Here is a 17,877-nt window from a genome sequence, read left to right as displayed (position 1 = left end):
ATGGACGCTGGCAATGGGTGTGTCTGACTGTGAATGATTATAGTCACACTCATTCGATGGTCCCTGTCCAGCCGGGTCGTGCGTATCGCTCCTCGGCAAGTCGGCTGGCACGGTCCTCCATGTCGGGCCCGGGTTCCCCCATGTGCACACCCCCCACCAGGGAGGGCAGGGTTTGCAGGATTTCCTCGACCAGGGTCTTCCGGTCCAGACGCGTCTGCCTGCTGATCGGGTCCACCCGGCTCCTGGCCGATTGTACGGCCTTGTCGCTGATCTTCTCCTGTGAGGTGTTCAGTACCTGGCCCATCAGTCGGGTGTCGATCGAGTGGGAGAGGGTCACGTGGTGGAGGATTCCGCCGGGCCCGCCACCCTTGCCGGGGAAGCGGCGCTGGGAGGCACCGCCGATCTTGCCCCGGGGGGAGGCGATGTCGTTGATCCCCTCCCAGCCCGCCTCTATTCCCTGGGAGCGCAGGGCGCGAATCAGCCAGAGGTCGCAGAGGCGGTAGGAACGGATCGGGTCCAGTCCCCGCACAAACCCTGCGGGCATATAGAGGGAGTAGGTGATGACCCTGTCGGCCTCGACGAGCATGGTGCCCCCGCCCGTGCAACGCCTGACCACGGTGAAGCCCAGCTCCCGGGCCCGGTCCAGGTGCACCTCGTTGGCCAGGGACTGGAAACGCCCCAGGACCACCGCCGGCGATGCCCACCTCCAGAGACGGAGGGTGGGCGGCTGGGTCCCCGCGGCCACCGACTCGGCCAGGGCCTGGTCCATGGCCATCTGCATGACCGGGTCCCGGAGACGATCCCTGATGACCGTCAGGTCCAGGCCCGCCCAGCGCCTTAAGGCCTCATCCTGGTCCAGAACCTCCAGGTCGGCCCCATGCCTGTAAGAGTCGTCGGTATCCGAGAGACCAGCCCCGGCCTCATTCTCGGTGCGGACCTGCCCGGGAGGGAGGGCGCGGACCAGGGCCCTGACCAGGGACCGCGAGGATATACCCAGCATCCGTTCGGCATCATGCCTTTCCATGACCGCGTCCAGGGCGGCTGTTGCCCGATCGGGATCGAGGGGAAGCCGCAATCTGGTCATGGCCGACTCCAGGTCGGTCAGCAGTTCGTGCGGAGCCCGCCCATCCAGGTCGTAGTCGATGAAGAAATCCCCGTCAATCCTGCAGGACTCCAGGCAGGCCTGCCCCTTTGCGTTCCGACCCATGCCCACGGCGACGGCCACCAACTTGCCACCGGGCTCCTTGCATTCCCCGCGAAGAACGGATGACATTTAATCAATCAGCTCTTGCCCGTAGGCGTCTCGATGCCAGCGGGAGCCGGGTGAGGAAGTCAGGATCAGCACTCCTTCGATCACCCCCCAGACCACGGAGAGGATGGGGCCGGTGAAAAAGAAAAAGAACCCGATCAGGCTGAGCATGAGCTGCCCCATGCCCTGACCTGTCCGCCCAAGATAGAAGTTCCCGATGCCGAAGATGCCCAGGAAGATGCTGAGCAGACCGGCCGTCAAACGGGAGTGCCGCGTGGGGACGACCGCATAGGGCGCCGGTTTTGCATACACGGGTTGCGCATAGGGCGAATAGGGGTATCCGGGATAGACCGGGGCCGGATGGGCCGCAGCTGGCACCGGCCCGTATGGCTGATGGGGCTGGACCCCGTAATACGGAGAATACGGAGCGCCTTGCACCTGGACCGGATAGGTCTGACCACCGCAGGGCTGTGCGAGGTTCGACTGAGCAGGATAAGGCTGGGCCGGATAGGTCTGACCGGCATAGGGCCGCGAACCATAGGGCCGACCGTCGTAGGGCTGCCCACCGTACTGCTGCGAATCATCAATCCGCGGGAAATCGGGTTGCCATCCGTGAGGTTGCGAGCCACATGGCTGCCCACCACCAGACTGGCCGCCATAGGGCTGCGAGCCATAGGGCTGACCATCGTCGTAAGGCCGGTCCACTTGACCCTGATTCCCCCGAGGACGGGCAGCATCCGTCCGACCACCATAAGGCTGGGCCGCGGGGGGCTGGGCACCGTATCCCATAGCCCCATCCGGCTGGGCGGATGGCTGATTGGCCGGGTGCGGCTGGCCGAAAGAGCAAGGCCGATCCGCATACCGCTGCTGGCCCCCATACGGATCGGCGGCCTCTGAAGGTCCATCAGCTGCGGGAGCCCCGCCGAATTGAGAATCGGCAGGGATGGTGCTGGGCGAATCCGCCCAACCTGCCACCTGTCCACCGGCGCCGGATCCCACGTTCCGGTTCTGATTGGCATCCTCTTCGGACTGTCGATAATCGTCCATAGTCATGCTTTCAAGCCTAGCCCAGAGTCCATAAAAGCCCTGGCGGCGAAAAGGCCGTTCAGAGTCTGGCCAGGATGTCTTTGCCGATCCGGCTGGTGGAACGGGTGGTGGCCCCGAGTTCGGCTATGTCGTCCTCAACGGCCCTGTCGATTCGCGCCGCCTCCTGGTCGAAGCCCAGGTGGCTGAGCAGCATGGCAGCCGAGAGGATGGCAGCCGTGGGGTTGGCGATGCCCCTGCCGGCGATGTCGGGGGCGGACCCGTGGATGGGCTCGAACATGGAGGGGTAGGTGTTGCTGGCGTTGATGCAGCCAGAGGCCGAATACCCCACGCCGCCCACCACGGCACCGGCCTCGTCGGTCAGGATGTCGCCGAAGAGGTTGTCGGTCACGATCACGTCGAAACGGCTGGGCTCGGTGACCATGAAGATGGTCGAAGCGTCGATGTGGAGGTATTCGCGCTCGACCCGGGGGTACTCCTCCCCCACCTGGTCGACCAGGCGCTGCCACATGTCACCGGCGTTGGTCAGAACGTTCTTCTTGTGGACCAGGGTCAACTTCCTGCGGCGCTTCATGGCAAGCCCGTAGGCATAGCGGATGACCCGCTCGGCCCCGAAGGCGGTGTTGATGGAGACCTCGGTGGCCACCTCCTGGGGTGTGCCCCGGCGGATGGAGCCACCGGCCCCGGCATAGAGCCCCTCGGTTCCCTCACGGACCACCACGAAGTCGATGTCGCCCGGGTCGGCCAGGGGGGAGACCACGCCCTTGTAGAGCTTGGAGGGGCGCAGGTTCACATACTGATCAAGCTCGAACCGCATCTTGAGCAGGAGGCCGCGCTCCAGGATGCCGGCCTTGATGCGGGGATCGCCGATGGCCCCCAGGAGGATGGCGTCCTGCTGCCTGAGCCTGTCCAGTTCCTCGTCGGGCAGGATGGCCCCGTCGCGCAGATAACGCTCGGCACCCAGGTCGAAGTCCACGTATTCGAAGTTTGCCTGGCCCTCGGTCACCTTCTCCAGGGCGGCCTGGGCCTCGGGGACGATCTCCTTGCCGATGCCGTCCCCGGGAATGACGGCGATGTGATATGTCTGCTTCTTCGTATCAGTCATACACCGAGCATAGATAGGGTTGTCGGGGCCGTTTCAGGAAGAGACCGAATCCCGGACAGGGGTTTGGTCGGGGACCATGATGGACAGGCACCAGGCGTTCTCGAAGGCCAGCTCCTCCCACTGCCTGTAGCGGCCGCTGATCCCCCCGTGCCCGGCCTCCACCTCGATCTTGATCAGGGCATCGGCCGCCACGCCCGGCTCCTGGAGCCGGGCCAACCACTTGAGGGGTTCCACGTAGAGCACACGCGTGTCGTTCATGGAGGTGGTGACCAGGATGGCCGGGAAGTGCCTGGTGCCGTGGCAGCGCAGACGGTCCTGAGCATCCTGCACGTTCTCGTAGGGGGTGTAGGACTTCATGTACCGGTAGACCTCCGGGTCGTGCAGGGGGTCGCCCCACTCGTCCCACTCGGTCACGGTCAGGGGGAGGTCCGGGTCCAGGATGCTGGTCAGGGCATCCACGAAGGGCACGTCGGCCTCGATCCCGGCATAGAGCTGGGGGGCCATGTTGGCCACGGCACCCATGAGAAGGCCGCCTGCAGAACCGCCGTTGGCCACCGTGTGGAGGGGGTCCGCCCACCCCTTGGCCTGGAGGGCCGCCGTCACGTCGACGAAGTCCTCGAAGGTGTGCTTCTTCCGGAGCCTGCGCCCCTGTTCGTACCAGGCGCGGCCCATCTCGCCACCGCCACGGACGTGGGGGACGGCATAGAGCACCCCCCTGTCCAGAAGGCTCAGGCGACCGGTCGAGAATCCTGGATCTGAGCTGATCTCGTAGGCCCCGTACCCCGTGATGAACATGGGGGCCCCACCGGGATGGACCCAGGGGGCGCCACCCTGGTCACCGGCCCAGGCCAGGTGGCCGGGGTCGGCCGGGACCTGGATGACCTCATCGCCCAGGCCGGTCCTCCCCTCGGCATCCAGTGCGGGGACCATCCCCCGCCGCCAGACCAGGGACACGGGAACCCTGGCCCCGTCGCGCACACCTACCCAGAGGCGGCGCTCGGCATACCTGTCCGGGTCGAAGTCGCCCAGGACCCTGGCCCGCTTCAGGAGCCTGTCATCACCGGTCGCCGGATCCAGCTCATGCAGCTCCGAGGGGGTGGTGTAGCTGCTGAAGATATAACGCATGGTCGGGGCATCGTAGGAGGGGTTGTCGGAGGAGGCGATGCTGTAGACCCTCCCCTGTCCGCCTTCCTGTCCGTCCGAATCGGCCAGGCCCAGACCGGGTACCACCTGGCGGAAGCGCCAGGGCCTGCCGGCACGGAGGTCCTCGATGGCATCCCCCTTGGGGATGACCGCCAAGTGGGGCAGGCTGTCGGCCCGATAGGTCATGACCACGAAGTTGCGATGGATGCCCATCCCCTCGATGCCCAGCCCGCGAGCGCCCTGGAGGATGGACGGGTTGGCGGGGTTCCGGTAGGGGGTGTCAGGGGAGCGGTCAGCCTCGACCCCGCCCTGCTCGCACCCGCAGGGGCTCCCCTGGGCTATGCACACCCCCTGACCCAGGCGATAGGGCGGCCTGTCAAGGCTCATGTCAATCAGGTCTACCTGGAAATTCGGGTTGAGCACGTTGTGGTAGACCACCGCCACCGGCAGGTCCTCCCCGTCCGGCCCGGCCCCCTCCAGGCGGCTCAGGCTGACGTCATACTCGACCCCCTCCTGGCGGGGGATGAAGGGGATGAAGTCACCGGTCGGATCCTCCGTCGAAAGCATGAGGACCTCGCTGGTGGTCTTTGAGGATGACCCGATCATCAGGCTGGACTCGTCAAAGCTCAGCCCCACCCCCACCCAGAAGCGCTTATCAGGCTCCTCGAAGACCCTCACGTCTTCCTCCCGGGGCTGGCCTACCCGGTGACGCCAGACGGCACAGGGCCTCCAAGCCTGGTCCAGGGTCGTGTAGAAGATCCAACGCCCATCGGGGGTCAGCACAGCCCCGGACGACACCTGGTCGATCCGGTCGGGCAGGTCCCGGCCGGTTGAGAGGTCGCGGATGCGCAGGTCGTAGCGTTCGTTCCCGCTGGTATCCAGGCCGTAGAGCATCCACCGCCCGTCGGTGCTCAGGTCCAGGCAGCCCAGGGCGAAGAAGTCATGCCCCTGGGACTCCTTGTTGGCATCGAAGATGACCTCCTCACCGGGCAGGGAGCCCGGGGCGCTCCCCTTGTCGATCCGGGGCGGGCCCCAGTCCCCCCGGCTCCGGATGGGCAGGCGGCATTGCAGGCCGTACTGGCTCCCCTCCAGGGTCCTGCCGAAGTACCAGTAACCGTGGATTCGGGTGGGCACGGTCATGTCGGTCTCCTGGATCCGGGCCTTGAACTCGTCCAGGAGGGTCTTGCGCAGTCCGGCCAGGTAGGCCACCCGCTCCTGGCAGTACCGGTTCTCCTGGTCCACGTATCGGCGGGTGCGGGGATCCTCCTTCTGTCTCATCCACTCGTACCGGTCCTCGAAGACGTCGCCGTGGAAGCACCGCCGGGTCGTCTCGGACGGCGCCTGGGGCGGGGTCGGTCGGGTCATGGGGGAATCGCCGCAGTCACTTGCCGAAAAGCTCATGGGGCGATTATAGCCACGACCCGGAACCCCATCGGGCCGGGGTCAGTGGGTGGCGGCCAGGTAGGGCAGCATGGTCCGCATCAGGTTCGCCCCGGTCGTTCCGTAGAAGACCGGCACGTCCGTGTCCGGGGCCGGCCGGGAGGCGGTCCGGTTGATGATGCCCAGACCGGCTTCCCTGGGACTGAGCTGGCGGATGCCGATGGCCAGGACCCTGTTCGGGTAGTGTCTGACCACCTCGGCGAAGGTGGCGGGGTCGCTCTGGCCGTCATCTCCCATCAGGACGAAGCGCATGTGGGGGAAGTCGGCCATCAGTTGATGGATGAACTCCATCTTGTGCTGGACGATGGAGGGGACGAAGGTCTTGGGCCTGGGGTCCAGGTCGCGCAGGAGGAGGGGCCCGGGCGGGAATCCATGGTCGCGGATGAACCCCCGGATGGCGGCCTCCACGTTCCACGGAGAGGCCGAGAGGTAGAAGAAGGGGGCCATGGGGTCCAGGTCGTGGATCCGGTTGTAGAAGACCGACATCCCCGCCACCGAGGATCGGTAGTGGGGGTTGGAGAGGAGGAAATTCCAGGCGGCCTTCCACATGGTGGGCACCTGGCTGACCATGATGGTGTCGTCCACGTCGGAGATGATCCCGAACCTGGTCTCGGCCGGGATGATGTAGAGGGGCGCCGTGACGGTCGGCCGCCCCTGCACCGCATAGGAGACCTGGTGGATGCCGGGGCTCAGGTGGTGTTCGGCCACCATGTCCAGGTAGCCCGACCGGTCGGAAAAGGCGAATTCACTGCTCTGGTTGCGGCCGGGGTCCACGGCGTCATAGGAGGCGGAGTCCCCGACCTGGACCGTGCTCAGGTAAACCTGATCGATGGCCAGGGCCACCTTGGTCCTGGGAGCGGGGACGGTCAGGAGCCCCCTGATTCCGCGCACGACCTGGTCCGACCTGCCCTGGAGGTCGGATAGAACGGTCCGGCAGATCAGACGGGAGTACGTCTGGGTCCCATATCCGACATAGGGCTGGACCCGGGGGAACCAGCCGATCCTGTCGGTAAGGTTGGTGGAAAGCCTCACCCAGAGCTCGAAGAGACCGGTCATGAGGCGACGTGCCAGGCGGATCGGAGCCGGTCTGGACTCGATGCCCTCACCGGGTACGGCAGCGTCGAAGGCCGTGCTGACACTGGTGACCTGTATGGGCCGCCCCCGGTCGCCCCCATCCCGGATTCCGTGACGTTCCCTGTCAGACACCATGCCCCCTCAGGACGACAACCTCCGCCTCAGCCCAGGTTCCTGAGCATCTGGCTGTACTGGTCCGCCGAGAGGAGATCGGGTTCGTCATCGTCCAGGGTCATCTTCATGATCCACCCCTCCCCGTACGGGTCGGAGTTGATGACAGCGGGATCGTCCGAAGCGGACCGGTTCACGTAGGCGATGGTCCCCGAAAGCGGGCAGACCAGGGGTTCCACCGCCTTGGATGACTCCAACTCCACCACCTCGTCGCCGGCCTCGACCTGGGTCCCCGTCTCGGGCAGGTCCAAAAAGACCAGGTCACCCAACTGGTCCGCCGCATACTCGGTTACACCGAGCACGGCAGGCTCCTGGGAGGTATCGATCCAGACATGGTCCGGGGAGTACTGCAGGTGGTCGGGCACGTCCAGTCGTGGGGTGCCTTCGCTGTTTTCTTCGCTCATGGTTCCAGCCTACTCTGCTCTGGGCGGATACGGGTCCTCATCGGCACCTGGGTCCGGGTCGTGCGCCAGGCGCGGATGGAGGTGCCTACCGGACCGCACCGCTGGGCACCTGACCGGAAACCCTGACCATGGTGCCGACCGGAGCATTGTCGTAAATCCACTTGGCATCCTGCTCGTACATGTTGATGCATCCGTGCGATCCGTTGTGCATGGGGTCGCCCCTGGCGATGCCGTCATAGTTCCAGTCGGCAGTGTGGAAGCCCTCGCTGCCGTTGTAGTAGGAGACCCACCTGACGTCGGGTGAGACGTAGCCCGGGCCCCGCATGGTCTGGACCTGGTAGCGGACGTTGATGAAGAAGGTCCCCGTGTCGGACCCGTCACCGTCGTAGGGCTTGCCCGAGCATATCAGGAAGGTCTGGACCGGGGTGGTGCCGTGGTAGGCGGTGGCGGTCTGGTTGGAGAGGTTCACGTCGATCCAGGTGTCGCCGTCCGGCACATCATAGCGGGCGGTCCTGGTCTGCTCCTTGTGGGGGGTCACATCGGCCTGGGCCTTGACCGGCGCCATGCTCCCGCTCTTCAGCACCTGGATGACCTGGTCTGCGGTGGCGTCGAAGTCCTTGACCTTGACCCCGTCCACACCCTTGGTGGTCTCGGCCACCACTTCACCCTTGGTGTTCTTGACGTTGACGGCCGTGACCATCTCCCGGTCCAGACCCTTGGGGAGTTCCCGGCTCAGATAGGAGGATACGGCGGTCTGGTCGAAGTCCAGACTCATGGTCCCCCGCTTCAGGTCCGTATCCGGCTTCACCCAGGAGGCCACGACCGGGGCCGGGACCTTCATGGTGTCATCGTCGGCCCCCTGGATGACCAGGTCCTTGCCGATGCGCTGGTTGGCCTCACCGGCCACCCTGGAGGCCACCTCCTTGCTGATCGGCATGGGCACGTCGTAGAAGGAGACCTTGGCCCTGACCTGCTGGCCGGGCTCCTGGACCAGGGCGGAGACCGCATCCTTGACAGGATCCAGCCTGGGGGCCTGGCCCCCGCGCCCCTCCTGGACCGTGAAGGCGTGCAGGCCCTCGTCGAAGACTATGGAGGAGGGGACGGAATGCTCGCCCCCGTCGACGAGCCTTCCGGTCAGGTACCGGTCCATCTTCAGTTCGTCGTCCTTGGCCACCAGGGGTACGGATACCCGCTTGAAGGGGTTGAGGCGGGCGAAGTCGCCCTGGCGCTTGCTCTCCATGAGGTCCTTGGCGGTGCGCTCCTCGTCGACGGAGACCCCCAGGTCGCTCAGACCCGCCGAGACCGGCCCCCTGCCCGGGGCGTCCAGCTCGACCTTGGAATCCTTGACCTTCCGGCTGACGATCTGCCTGACCTGGGCGGCGTCCTTGCCCATCATGCTTTGCCCGGCGAAGCTGACGCCCGGGGCCACCCTGTCCTGGAAGTACTGACGGGCACCGAGGAACCCTCCCACCAGAACAACCGCCAGGAGGAAGACGACCGCCAGGGTGATCCAGATGGCCTTGTGGGCCCCGAACCACGACCGCTTTGCGATGGCCTCCTGTCCGAAGGCCCTGCTGGCCGCCTCATCATCAAACAAATCAACCGGTTCCGGTGCCCCGACCCCGTCCCGGAAAAGATCAACCGGCCCCTCAGCCGCAGTCCCGTCCGCGGGAGACCGAAGAGGCTGCATGGCTATGGTTTCAGCCTCTTCGACGCCCCCTTCAACGTGAGGAATCTGCGATTCCGATTGCCCTTCCACAGACATAGGCCACCTTTCCGCGTGTTCTCGCCTTGGAATATCCTACCCTGCGCCTTACCCAGATTCCCTATTCCTCCAGGCCCTTGCCGTACCATTCCTCGATCATGGCCCGGGCTATGGTCGCCCGCTTGGGCATGCGGATGGTGCCGGCCGCCATACTGGCGCTCAATTCGTCACGGCTGAACCAGGCGGCCTCCTTGGTTTCCTGACCGTCCACCCGAATACCGGTCATCATGGCGCGGGCCTTGAAGGCCACCATCAGGGAGGATGGGAAGGGCCATGGCTGGGACCCCATGTAGTGAACCTCCCCCACCGGGACCCCGACCTCCTCCATGGTCTCGCGGCGTACGGCGTGCTCAAGGTTCTCGCCGGCCTCGACGAACCCGGCGGTCACCGAATGGAAATCAGGTCCCCAGGCGTTGTTGTGCTGGAGGAGGAGCCGATCCCGGGAATCCACAACGGCCATGATGACGGCCGGCTCGATCCGCGGGAAAAGGGTGTGACCGGGGTCCGCGCCCAGGCAGCGTTGGGCCCATCCACTCATACAGGGCTTCACCGGGGTGCCACAGGCGGGGCAGAAGCGCTGCCGGTTCTGCCACATGGACAGGGAGACCGCGCTGGTGGCCAGGCCCACCTGCCGGGGTGTGCCATGGGGGGCGAACTCCCGGAGCCCAAGCCAATCGAACCGTTCCCCGGCCGATTGCCCCAGCCCGCCGTCTACGGTCCGGCCATCGTCGGCACCCTGCCCCAGCAGGGCCAAATCCAGGGCCAGATAGTCACGGCCGTCCTTGGAGCCCAGATAGTACAGGGGCCAGGATTCCCGGTCCTCCCCATCAAGCATCCCCGCCAGGTAGGTGGCGGGCAGCATGGCCAGGCGGATCCTGGCATGCCGGCGGCCGGCGGTGCCGCCCTGCCCCTTGGGAACGGCCAGGTGGTCACGGTCCACCAGGATCACGTCCACGGCCGGGGATCCGGTCAGGTCCCGCATCAGGTCGGGCCGGCTGCGGCGGGCGACGTGGTAATCCACATCCCCCTGCGCCAGGGGAAGAAAGGGAAGGACCTGGGTCAGGGCCAAAGGAGAGAAGGCGGAACGGGGGGAATCACTCATCGTGGCCCGCCCCGGTTTCGTCGGCCCCGCACGATGCCTGAACATCGGCCACCAGGTCGACCAGGGCCGAGGCCACCGCCTCGGGATGCTCCACGGCGCTGAAGTGGCCGCATTCGGGGACCTGCACGAACCTGACCCCGCCGGGTGCCGAGGTGGCGGCCCGGGCCAGGGGGCGCATGGTCCGGGGTGAACTGGAGGGATCCAACTCCCCCGAAACCATGGTCAGGGGAACGTCGATGCCGGGCAGCAGACCGGTCTGGTCAGGGCGCCCGGCGGCCATCCGCTCCCTCCAGGCGATGCCCTGGGGCGACTGGGACCTGATCCACCCGGTCATGGTCTCGATGAACTCCGGAGAGGTCTTGATCCTGGAATCACCCTCCTGGGGCCGGGCGAAGTGCATGACCCCATCAACCGAGCCGGTCTCCAGACAGTCCTGGGCCACGTCCAGCCGGTTGGCCCGGGACTGCGGGGTATCGCCCCTGGTCGTGGTGTCGCAGAGGGCCAGGCCGGCCACCGCCTCGGGGTGGAGCCGCCAGATGGCCTCCACCAGGTATCCTCCCATGGAAAGGCCCACCCATATGGCCTTCCGGTGCCCGAGTCCGGCAACCATGTTGACGAAGGCGTCGGCCATCCGGTCCAGGGCCTGGGGGTAGGCGCCGTCCGGGGCCACCTCGCCGTTCTGCCCGGCCTCGGGCAGGGGGCAGTCGCCCGCCCCGGGCATGTCCGGCGCATAGACCGGGAAGGGGACCAGCCCACGCCGGTCGGCCCGGTCGATGAGGCTGGACGCACACCTGTTCCACATCCGATGATCCACCGGGAAGGCATGGCAGAGGACCAGCGGCAGCCCGCTCCCCCCACGATGAACGGTATTGGTGATGGTCATGGTCATCGGCCTCGGACCGCCTTTCCTGCTGCTGGTAGTGCACTGGTATGCAAAATCGGAACTCAGAGAACCCCGGCCCATGACAGGGCCGTGCGGAGCACCCGTCCGTGCCCGTTGGGCATCTGGCTGATGAAGGTGTCGAGCATGTCTCCCCTGGGGTCGACCCATTCCACGTCCAGGGTCTCGTCCTGGGGCTTGCAGTCGCCGGCCACGGGAATCAGGTAGCAGAGGGCGATGGCATGCTGGCGGGGATCATAGTATTCGGATACGCCGGGCGTGGGGAAGAACTCGGCCACGGTGAAGGGTTGGAGCCCGGTGGGCAGGACGGGCAGGGCCAGCTCTCCCAGGTCCTTGGCGATGTTCCTGGCCAGGGCCTCCCTGATGGTCTCGTGGTAGAGCACCCGTCCGGTGATCAGGGTCCTCTCTATATTGCCGTCATCACCGACGCAGAGCAGGGAACCCACCTGGGATACGCCTCCCAGATCGTCCGTCCGGACCGGCACCACCTCGACATAGGCCATGGGCAGTTCCCTGCGGGCCTGGTCGATCCGGTCCTTGTCCAGCCACCCCGGGGGGTTCCCCCGCGATGTGCCACGGACGAAGTCCTCGGGGGTGATGTTCGAGAACGCGCCCCGCTTCCGATCGGCATCGAAGTCATCGTCGTCGGGTATCTCGTCATTCAGCACTGGCATACACCCCATTATCGATTCCCGGCTTGACCGGTCCAAACCGCCCGTCCATATCTACACCCTGAGCTGATTCCGGGGCTTTCTCCAGCCATGATGGAATGCTGATGGTAAGGGATCGGTTGTCTTGCAGTCACCTGACCAGATCCCAACATGATTCGTAAGGAGCACGAGTATGGCCACTACGACTATCACCTCAGAGAACTTCGAGCAGACCATCAGCGGGAACGACCTGGTACTGATCGACTTCTGGGCCACCTGGTGCGGGCCCTGCAAGGCCTTCGGCCCCATCTTCGACAAGGCCTCCCAGGAGAACACCGACATCGTCTTCGGCAAGGTCGACATCGACCAGAACCAGGACCTGGCTGCGGCCGCGGGAATCCAGGCGGTCCCCACCCTGATGATCGCCAAGCAGGGCCAGATCATCTTCAAACAGGCGGGGGCCCTGAGGGCTTCCGATCTGGATGACCTGATCCAGCAGGCCCGACAGGCCGACATGGGCGTGACCTCGGAGACCTGATCTCAGGAGCCCCCTCCCCGCCCGTGTTGGCTCGGTAGGGACAAGGGTCTATAATGGTCAGATATATGTTCCAGCGCCTCTTTCGGTATGCCCGGATGAGGGCGGGCGCGGATTGAGTCCGGTCTGCATGTCGCTGAGGATCTGTTGGCCAAACAGAGGAGTGTAATGGCGAACCATCGAAGAGGGCGGATGGCCGCGGTCAAGGCCCTGACCAGGCGTCAGTGGCTGCGGTTGGGCGCAGGCGTCACCGTCATCGGCATGGTCATCGGTGCGGGATTCATCTCCCGCGACTTCTATACATCACAGGGCGGCAGCCCCACCCAGGGCATGACTGCATATTCCGCCACCCAGCAGGGCAACCTGGAGGTCTCACGTAGCTCCACCAGGCAGGCCCTGCGCAACGGCGAGGGCGGGTCAACCGCCAACACCTCCTATGTCACCGTGCAGATCAACGGGAAGAACAGGGTGGTCCTGGGCAACCACTTCACCGACGTGAAGTCCGTTCTCGAGGCCGGCGACATCACCCTGGAACCCGGTGACCAGGTCAGCCCGGCCCTGACCACACCGGTCAGCGAGAAGACCGTCATCAGGATCGACCGGGCCGACGCCCAGGTCGCCACCGAAGAGTCCGACATCCCCTTCAACACCATCGAAGAGAAGACCGACTCCCTCCCCGCCGGAACCACCAAGGTCAAGACCGAAGGGAAGAACGGCGTCATGGAGACCACCAGCCTGGTCACGGCGGCCGGCAGGAAGAACCTGTCCAGCAACGTCTTCGCCTCCTTTGTCAGGTCGGCTCCGGTAGACAAGGTCGTCCTGGTCGGCACCGGCAGTGCCGGCAGTGCTGGCTCGTCGGTCTCGTCCGGCCCCGCCACGACCACGGCACCCGTCGGCGAGTCCCAGAGTGTCGCCCACGAACTGGTCACCTCACGAGGGTGGGGCGAGGACCAGTTCACCTGCCTGGTCCAGCTCTGGAACAAGGAGTCCGGCTGGAGAACCAACGCCGCCAATCCTTCCGGTGCCTACGGCATCCCCCAGGCACTGCCCGGCAGCAAGATGTCGTCGGCCGGAGCGGATTGGCAGACCAACCCCCGCACCCAGATCACCTGGGGCCTCGGGTACATCCAGGGACGGTACGGCACCCCCTGCGGCGCCTGGTCCCACTCCCAGGCAGCGGGCTGGTACTGATCCGACAGACCAAGACCACTCAGGATCCCCCACAGGCGTCAGCCGGTGGGGGATTCTTCCATATCCATGAGCCTCCCTGGCCAAGCCGAACACCCTCCCGTGGATACAAATCACACAGTTTCCGCCGACCCCGCTACGACATGGGGGGGGGGGGGATCGGCCAGCCGTCTGGCGCCTTTCCGTGGGTCACGGCCCGACCAGGGCCGACGTTCCCTCACTTCAGCCTGCGTTATTCTTTTCCCGATATGGCGACCCTGGTGTGTCTGGGTATCGGGAAGGTGCTGCTGCGCATCGGGGCGGCGGCACCACCGTCATTCTGACCCCGCCTGCACCCTGCGGCATCCCCACACCGGGCCGGATTGATACCTCACCCCAGGTGTCCCCACCTCCGTCAGGTTCGGCGCATCAACGGGCACCGGCCCTGCTGCGAACGCTGACCACACCTGGATGGTGACCACGCCGGCCCACGAGCCAGGCCAGGTCGTGATCACCATCGACTGAACGCACGGTGGTGTCGTCCAGGTCTCGGACACCGCAACCTGTACGAGTTCCGCCGCATCGTCGTCCTGCCCCGGGCTGGGGGCGAGGGCATCCTTCCCCCTCTTTACCGAGCAGCTCGTCATGGCCGCCGCCCTGGCGGGACACCACATTCTGACTTCATCAGAATAGATGCCCCCGGGGCTGCGGAACAGTTCCCCTGACGACCTATCCCGCCCGACCGGATGTCCCCGAGGAGGCCTTGGTCTTCCTTCCGCTGGCCGGGCAGGCCGGGTTATGTCTTTCTGCCTGGTGGGTGTGTGCTGGCTGTGTGGTATAATGTTTGGTGATGAACTGGGGGGTTCGTCGTGTGTGCAGGGTGCCGGGGAGGGCACCGTGGCGCACGTGGGGGTTGCTTTCCCGCCGGTTTGGGACGGTGGGATGAGTTTGGGGAAAGAGGTCCGCACCTTGCATCGTCTCGCACATTCGCCACGACTTGCTTTGGCGGTCATGCTCATGGCCGCCATGATCCTGCCCGCGGCAATCCACGCCCCGGCCGCCGCCGACGCGGCACCCACGGCCATGGCCATGACGGCACAGGGGGGTCGATCCCCCCGCACGGCCGACAGGCAACAGACCCGGCCCGCCACACCAGCCGCCACACCCACACCCACACCAACCACATCACCATCCGACGGGACACCGGCCGGACCGGCCGCCCCATCCCTGTCCGTCCCCTCACCGTTGGGCGGGGGACCAGACAGCCCCCTGGCATCCGTCTCCCCCCTGCATCCCGCCACGACCGGACCGGCCACACGGGCCGGATCCCCGGCCACGGTCGTCTTCGACCCGGCCGGCGGCACCGCCGGCTTCCCCACCAGGCAGACCCTCACCACAGGGCAACACTGCCCACGACCCACACCCGACCCCACACGGGCCGGATACCTCTTCGACGGATGGTTCAACGAAGACACACCACTCGCCTACGACTTCAACCAACCCGTCACCACCGACAACCTCACCCTCAAAGCACACTGGACCAAAAACAACGACACCTGGAACATGACCCCCGACCACGGGACCACCCAAGGCGGCGACACCATCACCCTCACCCCGCCCCCACCCCGCGGCATCCGCTTCACCCAGACCAGCACAGGAGAATTCCATTCCCTGGCCATCGGATCCGACGGCAACCTCTACACCTGGGGACGCAACCAATACGGCGAACTGGGACGCACCACCACCAGCGGCACCGACCCCACGCCGAGCATCGTGGCCAAGCCCGCGGGCGCACCCGCCGGATTCACCTGGACCCAGGCCACCGCCGGATGGCAGTATTCCATGGCCATCGGATCCGACGGCAACCTCTACACCTGGGGAGACAACCAATTCGGCCAACTGGGACGCGACACCAACAGCGGCACCCTCAACCCCAACCCCACGCCGGCCGTGGTGGCCAAGCCCGCGGGCGCACCCGCCGGATTCACCTGGACACAAGCCATCACAGGATGGTACCATTCCATGGCGGTCGGATCCGACGGCAACCTCTACACCTGGGGAGACAACGAGTACGGTCAACTGGGACGCGCCACCAACAGCGTCATCGACCCCACGCCGGGCCCGGTGGACAAACCCGCGGGGGCACCCACCGGATTCACCTGGACCCAGGCCACCGCAGGAATCGTCCATTCCATGGCGGTCGGATCCGACGGCAACCTCTACACCTGGGGAAACAACCTCTACGGCCAACTGGGACGCACCACCAACAAGGGCAACTGGAAACCCAACCCCACGCCGGGCATGGTGGACAAACCCACGGGCGCACCCGCCGGATTCACCTGGACCCAGGCCACCGTGGGAAGGTTCTATTCCATGGCGGTCGGCTCGGACGGCAACCTCTATACCTGGGGAAGCAACAACTGCGGCCAACTGGGACGCACCACCAACAGCGGCACCACCCCCACGCCGGGCCCGGTGGACAAACCCACGGACGCACCCGCCGGATTCACCTGGACCCAGGCCAGCGCAGGATACACCCATTCCATGGCGGTCGGATCCGACGGCAACCTCTACACCTGGGGAGACAACAACTACGGCCAACTGGGACGCGCCACACCTACCGTCTCCCCCAACCCCATGCCGGGTCCGGTGGACAAGCCGGCGGGCGCACCCGCCGGATTCACCTGGACACAAGCCAGCGCAGGAGACTACTTCTCCATGGCGGTCGGCTCGGACGGCAACCTCTACACCTGGGGAGACAACCAGTACGGCCAACTGGGACGCACCACCAACACCGGCACCACCAACCCCAATCCCGTGCCGGACCGGGCTGATCCCCCCGGCACCGGGCCCGCCGTCCCCACGGGCGTCGCGTTCGGCGGGGCCGCCGGCACCACGCCGGCCGGGAACACGGACGGCACCTGGAGGGTCACCACACCCGCACACGCGGCGGGCCAGGCGGACACGGTCATCACCTGGACCAGGAACAACGCACCCCAGGCCGACACACACCTGCCCTACACGTACGAAGCACCCTCCCACACGGTCAACTTCGACCCGGACGGGGGCACACCCACACCACCCGACCAGCAGGTCGCGGAGGGCCAGCGGGCCAGCCGCCCCGCCGACCCGGTCAAGACCGGCCACGTGTTCGACGGATGGTTCATCACCGGCACACCCGTGGCCTACGACTTCAACCGGCCCGTCACCGGACACGTGGACCTCAAGGCCCACTGGAGCCCGACCCCGTCATGGACCATCAGCCCCGGCCACGGATCCGAACTGGGCGGCGAACAGGTCACCCTCACCCCGCCCGCACCCCGCGGCATCCGCTTCACCCAGATCAGCACAGGATACCAGCATTCCATGGCCATCGGCTCAGACGGCAACCTCTACACCTGGGGAAGCAACCTGTACGGCCAGCTGGGACGCGACACCAACACCAGCTTCACCGACCCCACGCCGGCCATGGTGGCCAAACCCACGGGCGCACCCGCCGGATTCACCTGGACACAAGCCACCGCAGGATGGCAGCATTCCATGGCGGTCGGCTCCGACGGCAACCTCTACACATGGGGAAACAACAACAACGGGCAACTGGGACGCACCACCAACAACACCGCCAATCCCACGCCGGGCATGGTGGCCAAGCCCACGGGCGCACCCGCCGGATTCACCTGGACACAGGCCACCGCAGGATACATCCATTCCATGGCCATCGGATCCGACGGCAACCTCTACACATGGGGAAGCAACAGCAACGGGCAACTGGGACGCACCACCAACAACAACACGCCGGGCATGGTGGCCAAGCCCGCGGGCGCACCCGCCGGATTCACCTGGACACAGGCCATCGCAGGATGGGGCCATTCCATGGCCATCGGATCCGACGGCAACCTCTACACATGGGGAAGCAACAGCAACGGGCAACTGGGACGCACCACCAACAACACCGCCAATCCCACGCCGGGCATGGTGGCCAAGCCCACGGGCGCACCCACCGGATTCACCTGGACACAGGCCACCGCAGGATACATCCATTCCATGGCCATCGGATCCGACGGCAACCTCTACACATGGGGAAGCAACAGCAACGGGCAACTGGGACGCACCACCAACAACAACAC

The 17,877-nt window shown here is 66.0% G+C and carries 13 protein-coding genes; 3 read left to right on the top strand and 10 right to left on the bottom strand.

Annotation, left to right across the window (positions count from 1 at the left end; all coding sequences use genetic code 11):
* Window positions 1-49: 49 nt before the first annotated feature.
* From AACP59_RS08150 to AACP59_RS08105, 10 genes are all read right to left on the bottom strand, one after another.
* Complete coding sequence (locus AACP59_RS08150) at window positions 50-1,273, bottom strand: lipoate--protein ligase family protein (protein WP_339350659.1); 1,224 nt, start codon at window positions 1,271-1,273, stop codon at window positions 50-52.
* Complete coding sequence (locus AACP59_RS08145; protein ID WP_339351226.1) at window positions 1,274-2,296, bottom strand: NINE protein; 1,023 nt, start codon at window positions 2,294-2,296, stop codon at window positions 1,274-1,276. It abuts the gene before it with no gap.
* 58 nt (window positions 2,297-2,354) lie between these two features.
* On the bottom strand, window positions 2,355-3,398 hold the full coding sequence (locus AACP59_RS08140) for a 3-isopropylmalate dehydrogenase (protein WP_297316255.1): 1,044 nt from the start codon (window positions 3,396-3,398) through the stop codon (window positions 2,355-2,357).
* 33 nt (window positions 3,399-3,431) lie between these two features.
* Entirely contained in the window at window positions 3,432-5,942 is a 2,511-nt protein-coding gene (locus tag AACP59_RS08135) for a S9 family peptidase (RefSeq protein ID WP_370466003.1), read from the bottom strand.
* A gap of 42 nt (window positions 5,943-5,984) precedes the next feature.
* A complete protein-coding gene (locus tag AACP59_RS08130; RefSeq protein WP_339350655.1) occupies window positions 5,985-7,190 on the bottom strand; it encodes an App1 family protein phosphatidate phosphatase in 1,206 nt (401 codons plus the stop codon).
* Window positions 7,191-7,216: 26 nt separating this feature from the next.
* Window positions 7,217-7,630 (bottom strand): glycine cleavage system protein GcvH, encoded by a 414-nt coding sequence (gene gcvH, locus AACP59_RS08125; protein WP_297316253.1) that lies wholly within the window; start codon window positions 7,628-7,630, stop codon window positions 7,217-7,219.
* Window positions 7,631-7,715: 85 nt separating this feature from the next.
* Entirely contained in the window at window positions 7,716-9,395 is a 1,680-nt protein-coding gene (locus AACP59_RS08120; protein WP_339350653.1) for a L,D-transpeptidase, read from the bottom strand.
* A gap of 61 nt (window positions 9,396-9,456) precedes the next feature.
* Window positions 9,457-10,497 carry an NAD(+) diphosphatase gene (gene nudC / locus AACP59_RS08115; protein ID WP_339350651.1) on the bottom strand — a complete coding sequence of 347 codons (1,041 nt, stop codon included), beginning with the start codon at window positions 10,495-10,497 and terminating at the stop codon, window positions 9,457-9,459.
* Window positions 10,490-11,386, bottom strand: a complete 897-nt coding sequence (locus tag AACP59_RS08110) for an alpha/beta fold hydrolase (RefSeq protein WP_339350649.1) — start codon at window positions 11,384-11,386, stop codon at window positions 10,490-10,492. The genes nudC and AACP59_RS08110 overlap by 8 nt, the downstream gene beginning before the upstream one ends.
* 56 nt (window positions 11,387-11,442) lie before the next feature.
* On the bottom strand, window positions 11,443-12,072 hold the full coding sequence (locus AACP59_RS08105) for an NUDIX hydrolase family protein (RefSeq protein ID WP_339350648.1): 630 nt from the start codon (window positions 12,070-12,072) through the stop codon (window positions 11,443-11,445).
* 169 nt (window positions 12,073-12,241) lie between these two features.
* Between AACP59_RS08105 and trxA the strand changes: the two genes are divergently transcribed.
* The 3 genes from trxA to AACP59_RS08090 all read left to right on the top strand — a co-directional run.
* Window positions 12,242-12,586, top strand: coding sequence for a thioredoxin (gene trxA / locus AACP59_RS08100; RefSeq protein WP_297316248.1), 345 nt, complete (start codon window positions 12,242-12,244; stop codon window positions 12,584-12,586).
* Window positions 12,587-12,751: 165 nt separating this feature from the next.
* The gene (locus AACP59_RS08095) at window positions 12,752-13,774 is read left to right on the top strand and encodes a resuscitation-promoting factor (RefSeq protein WP_339350646.1); all 1,023 of its coding nucleotides are present in this window, start codon (window positions 12,752-12,754) and stop codon (window positions 13,772-13,774) included.
* Window positions 13,775-14,719: 945 nt separating this feature from the next.
* Window positions 14,720-17,877: RCC1 domain-containing protein (locus AACP59_RS08090; RefSeq protein ID WP_339352934.1), on the top strand; the 3,158-nt coding region annotated here is incomplete at its 3' end.

Source organism: Bifidobacterium indicum, assembly GCF_036987015.1.
In the GTDB taxonomy this organism is placed as follows: domain Bacteria; phylum Actinomycetota; class Actinomycetes; order Actinomycetales; family Bifidobacteriaceae; genus Bombiscardovia; species Bombiscardovia indica.
Note: the sequence above shows the minus strand (reverse complement) of the source record. Positions and strands in the feature narration are given on the sequence as shown.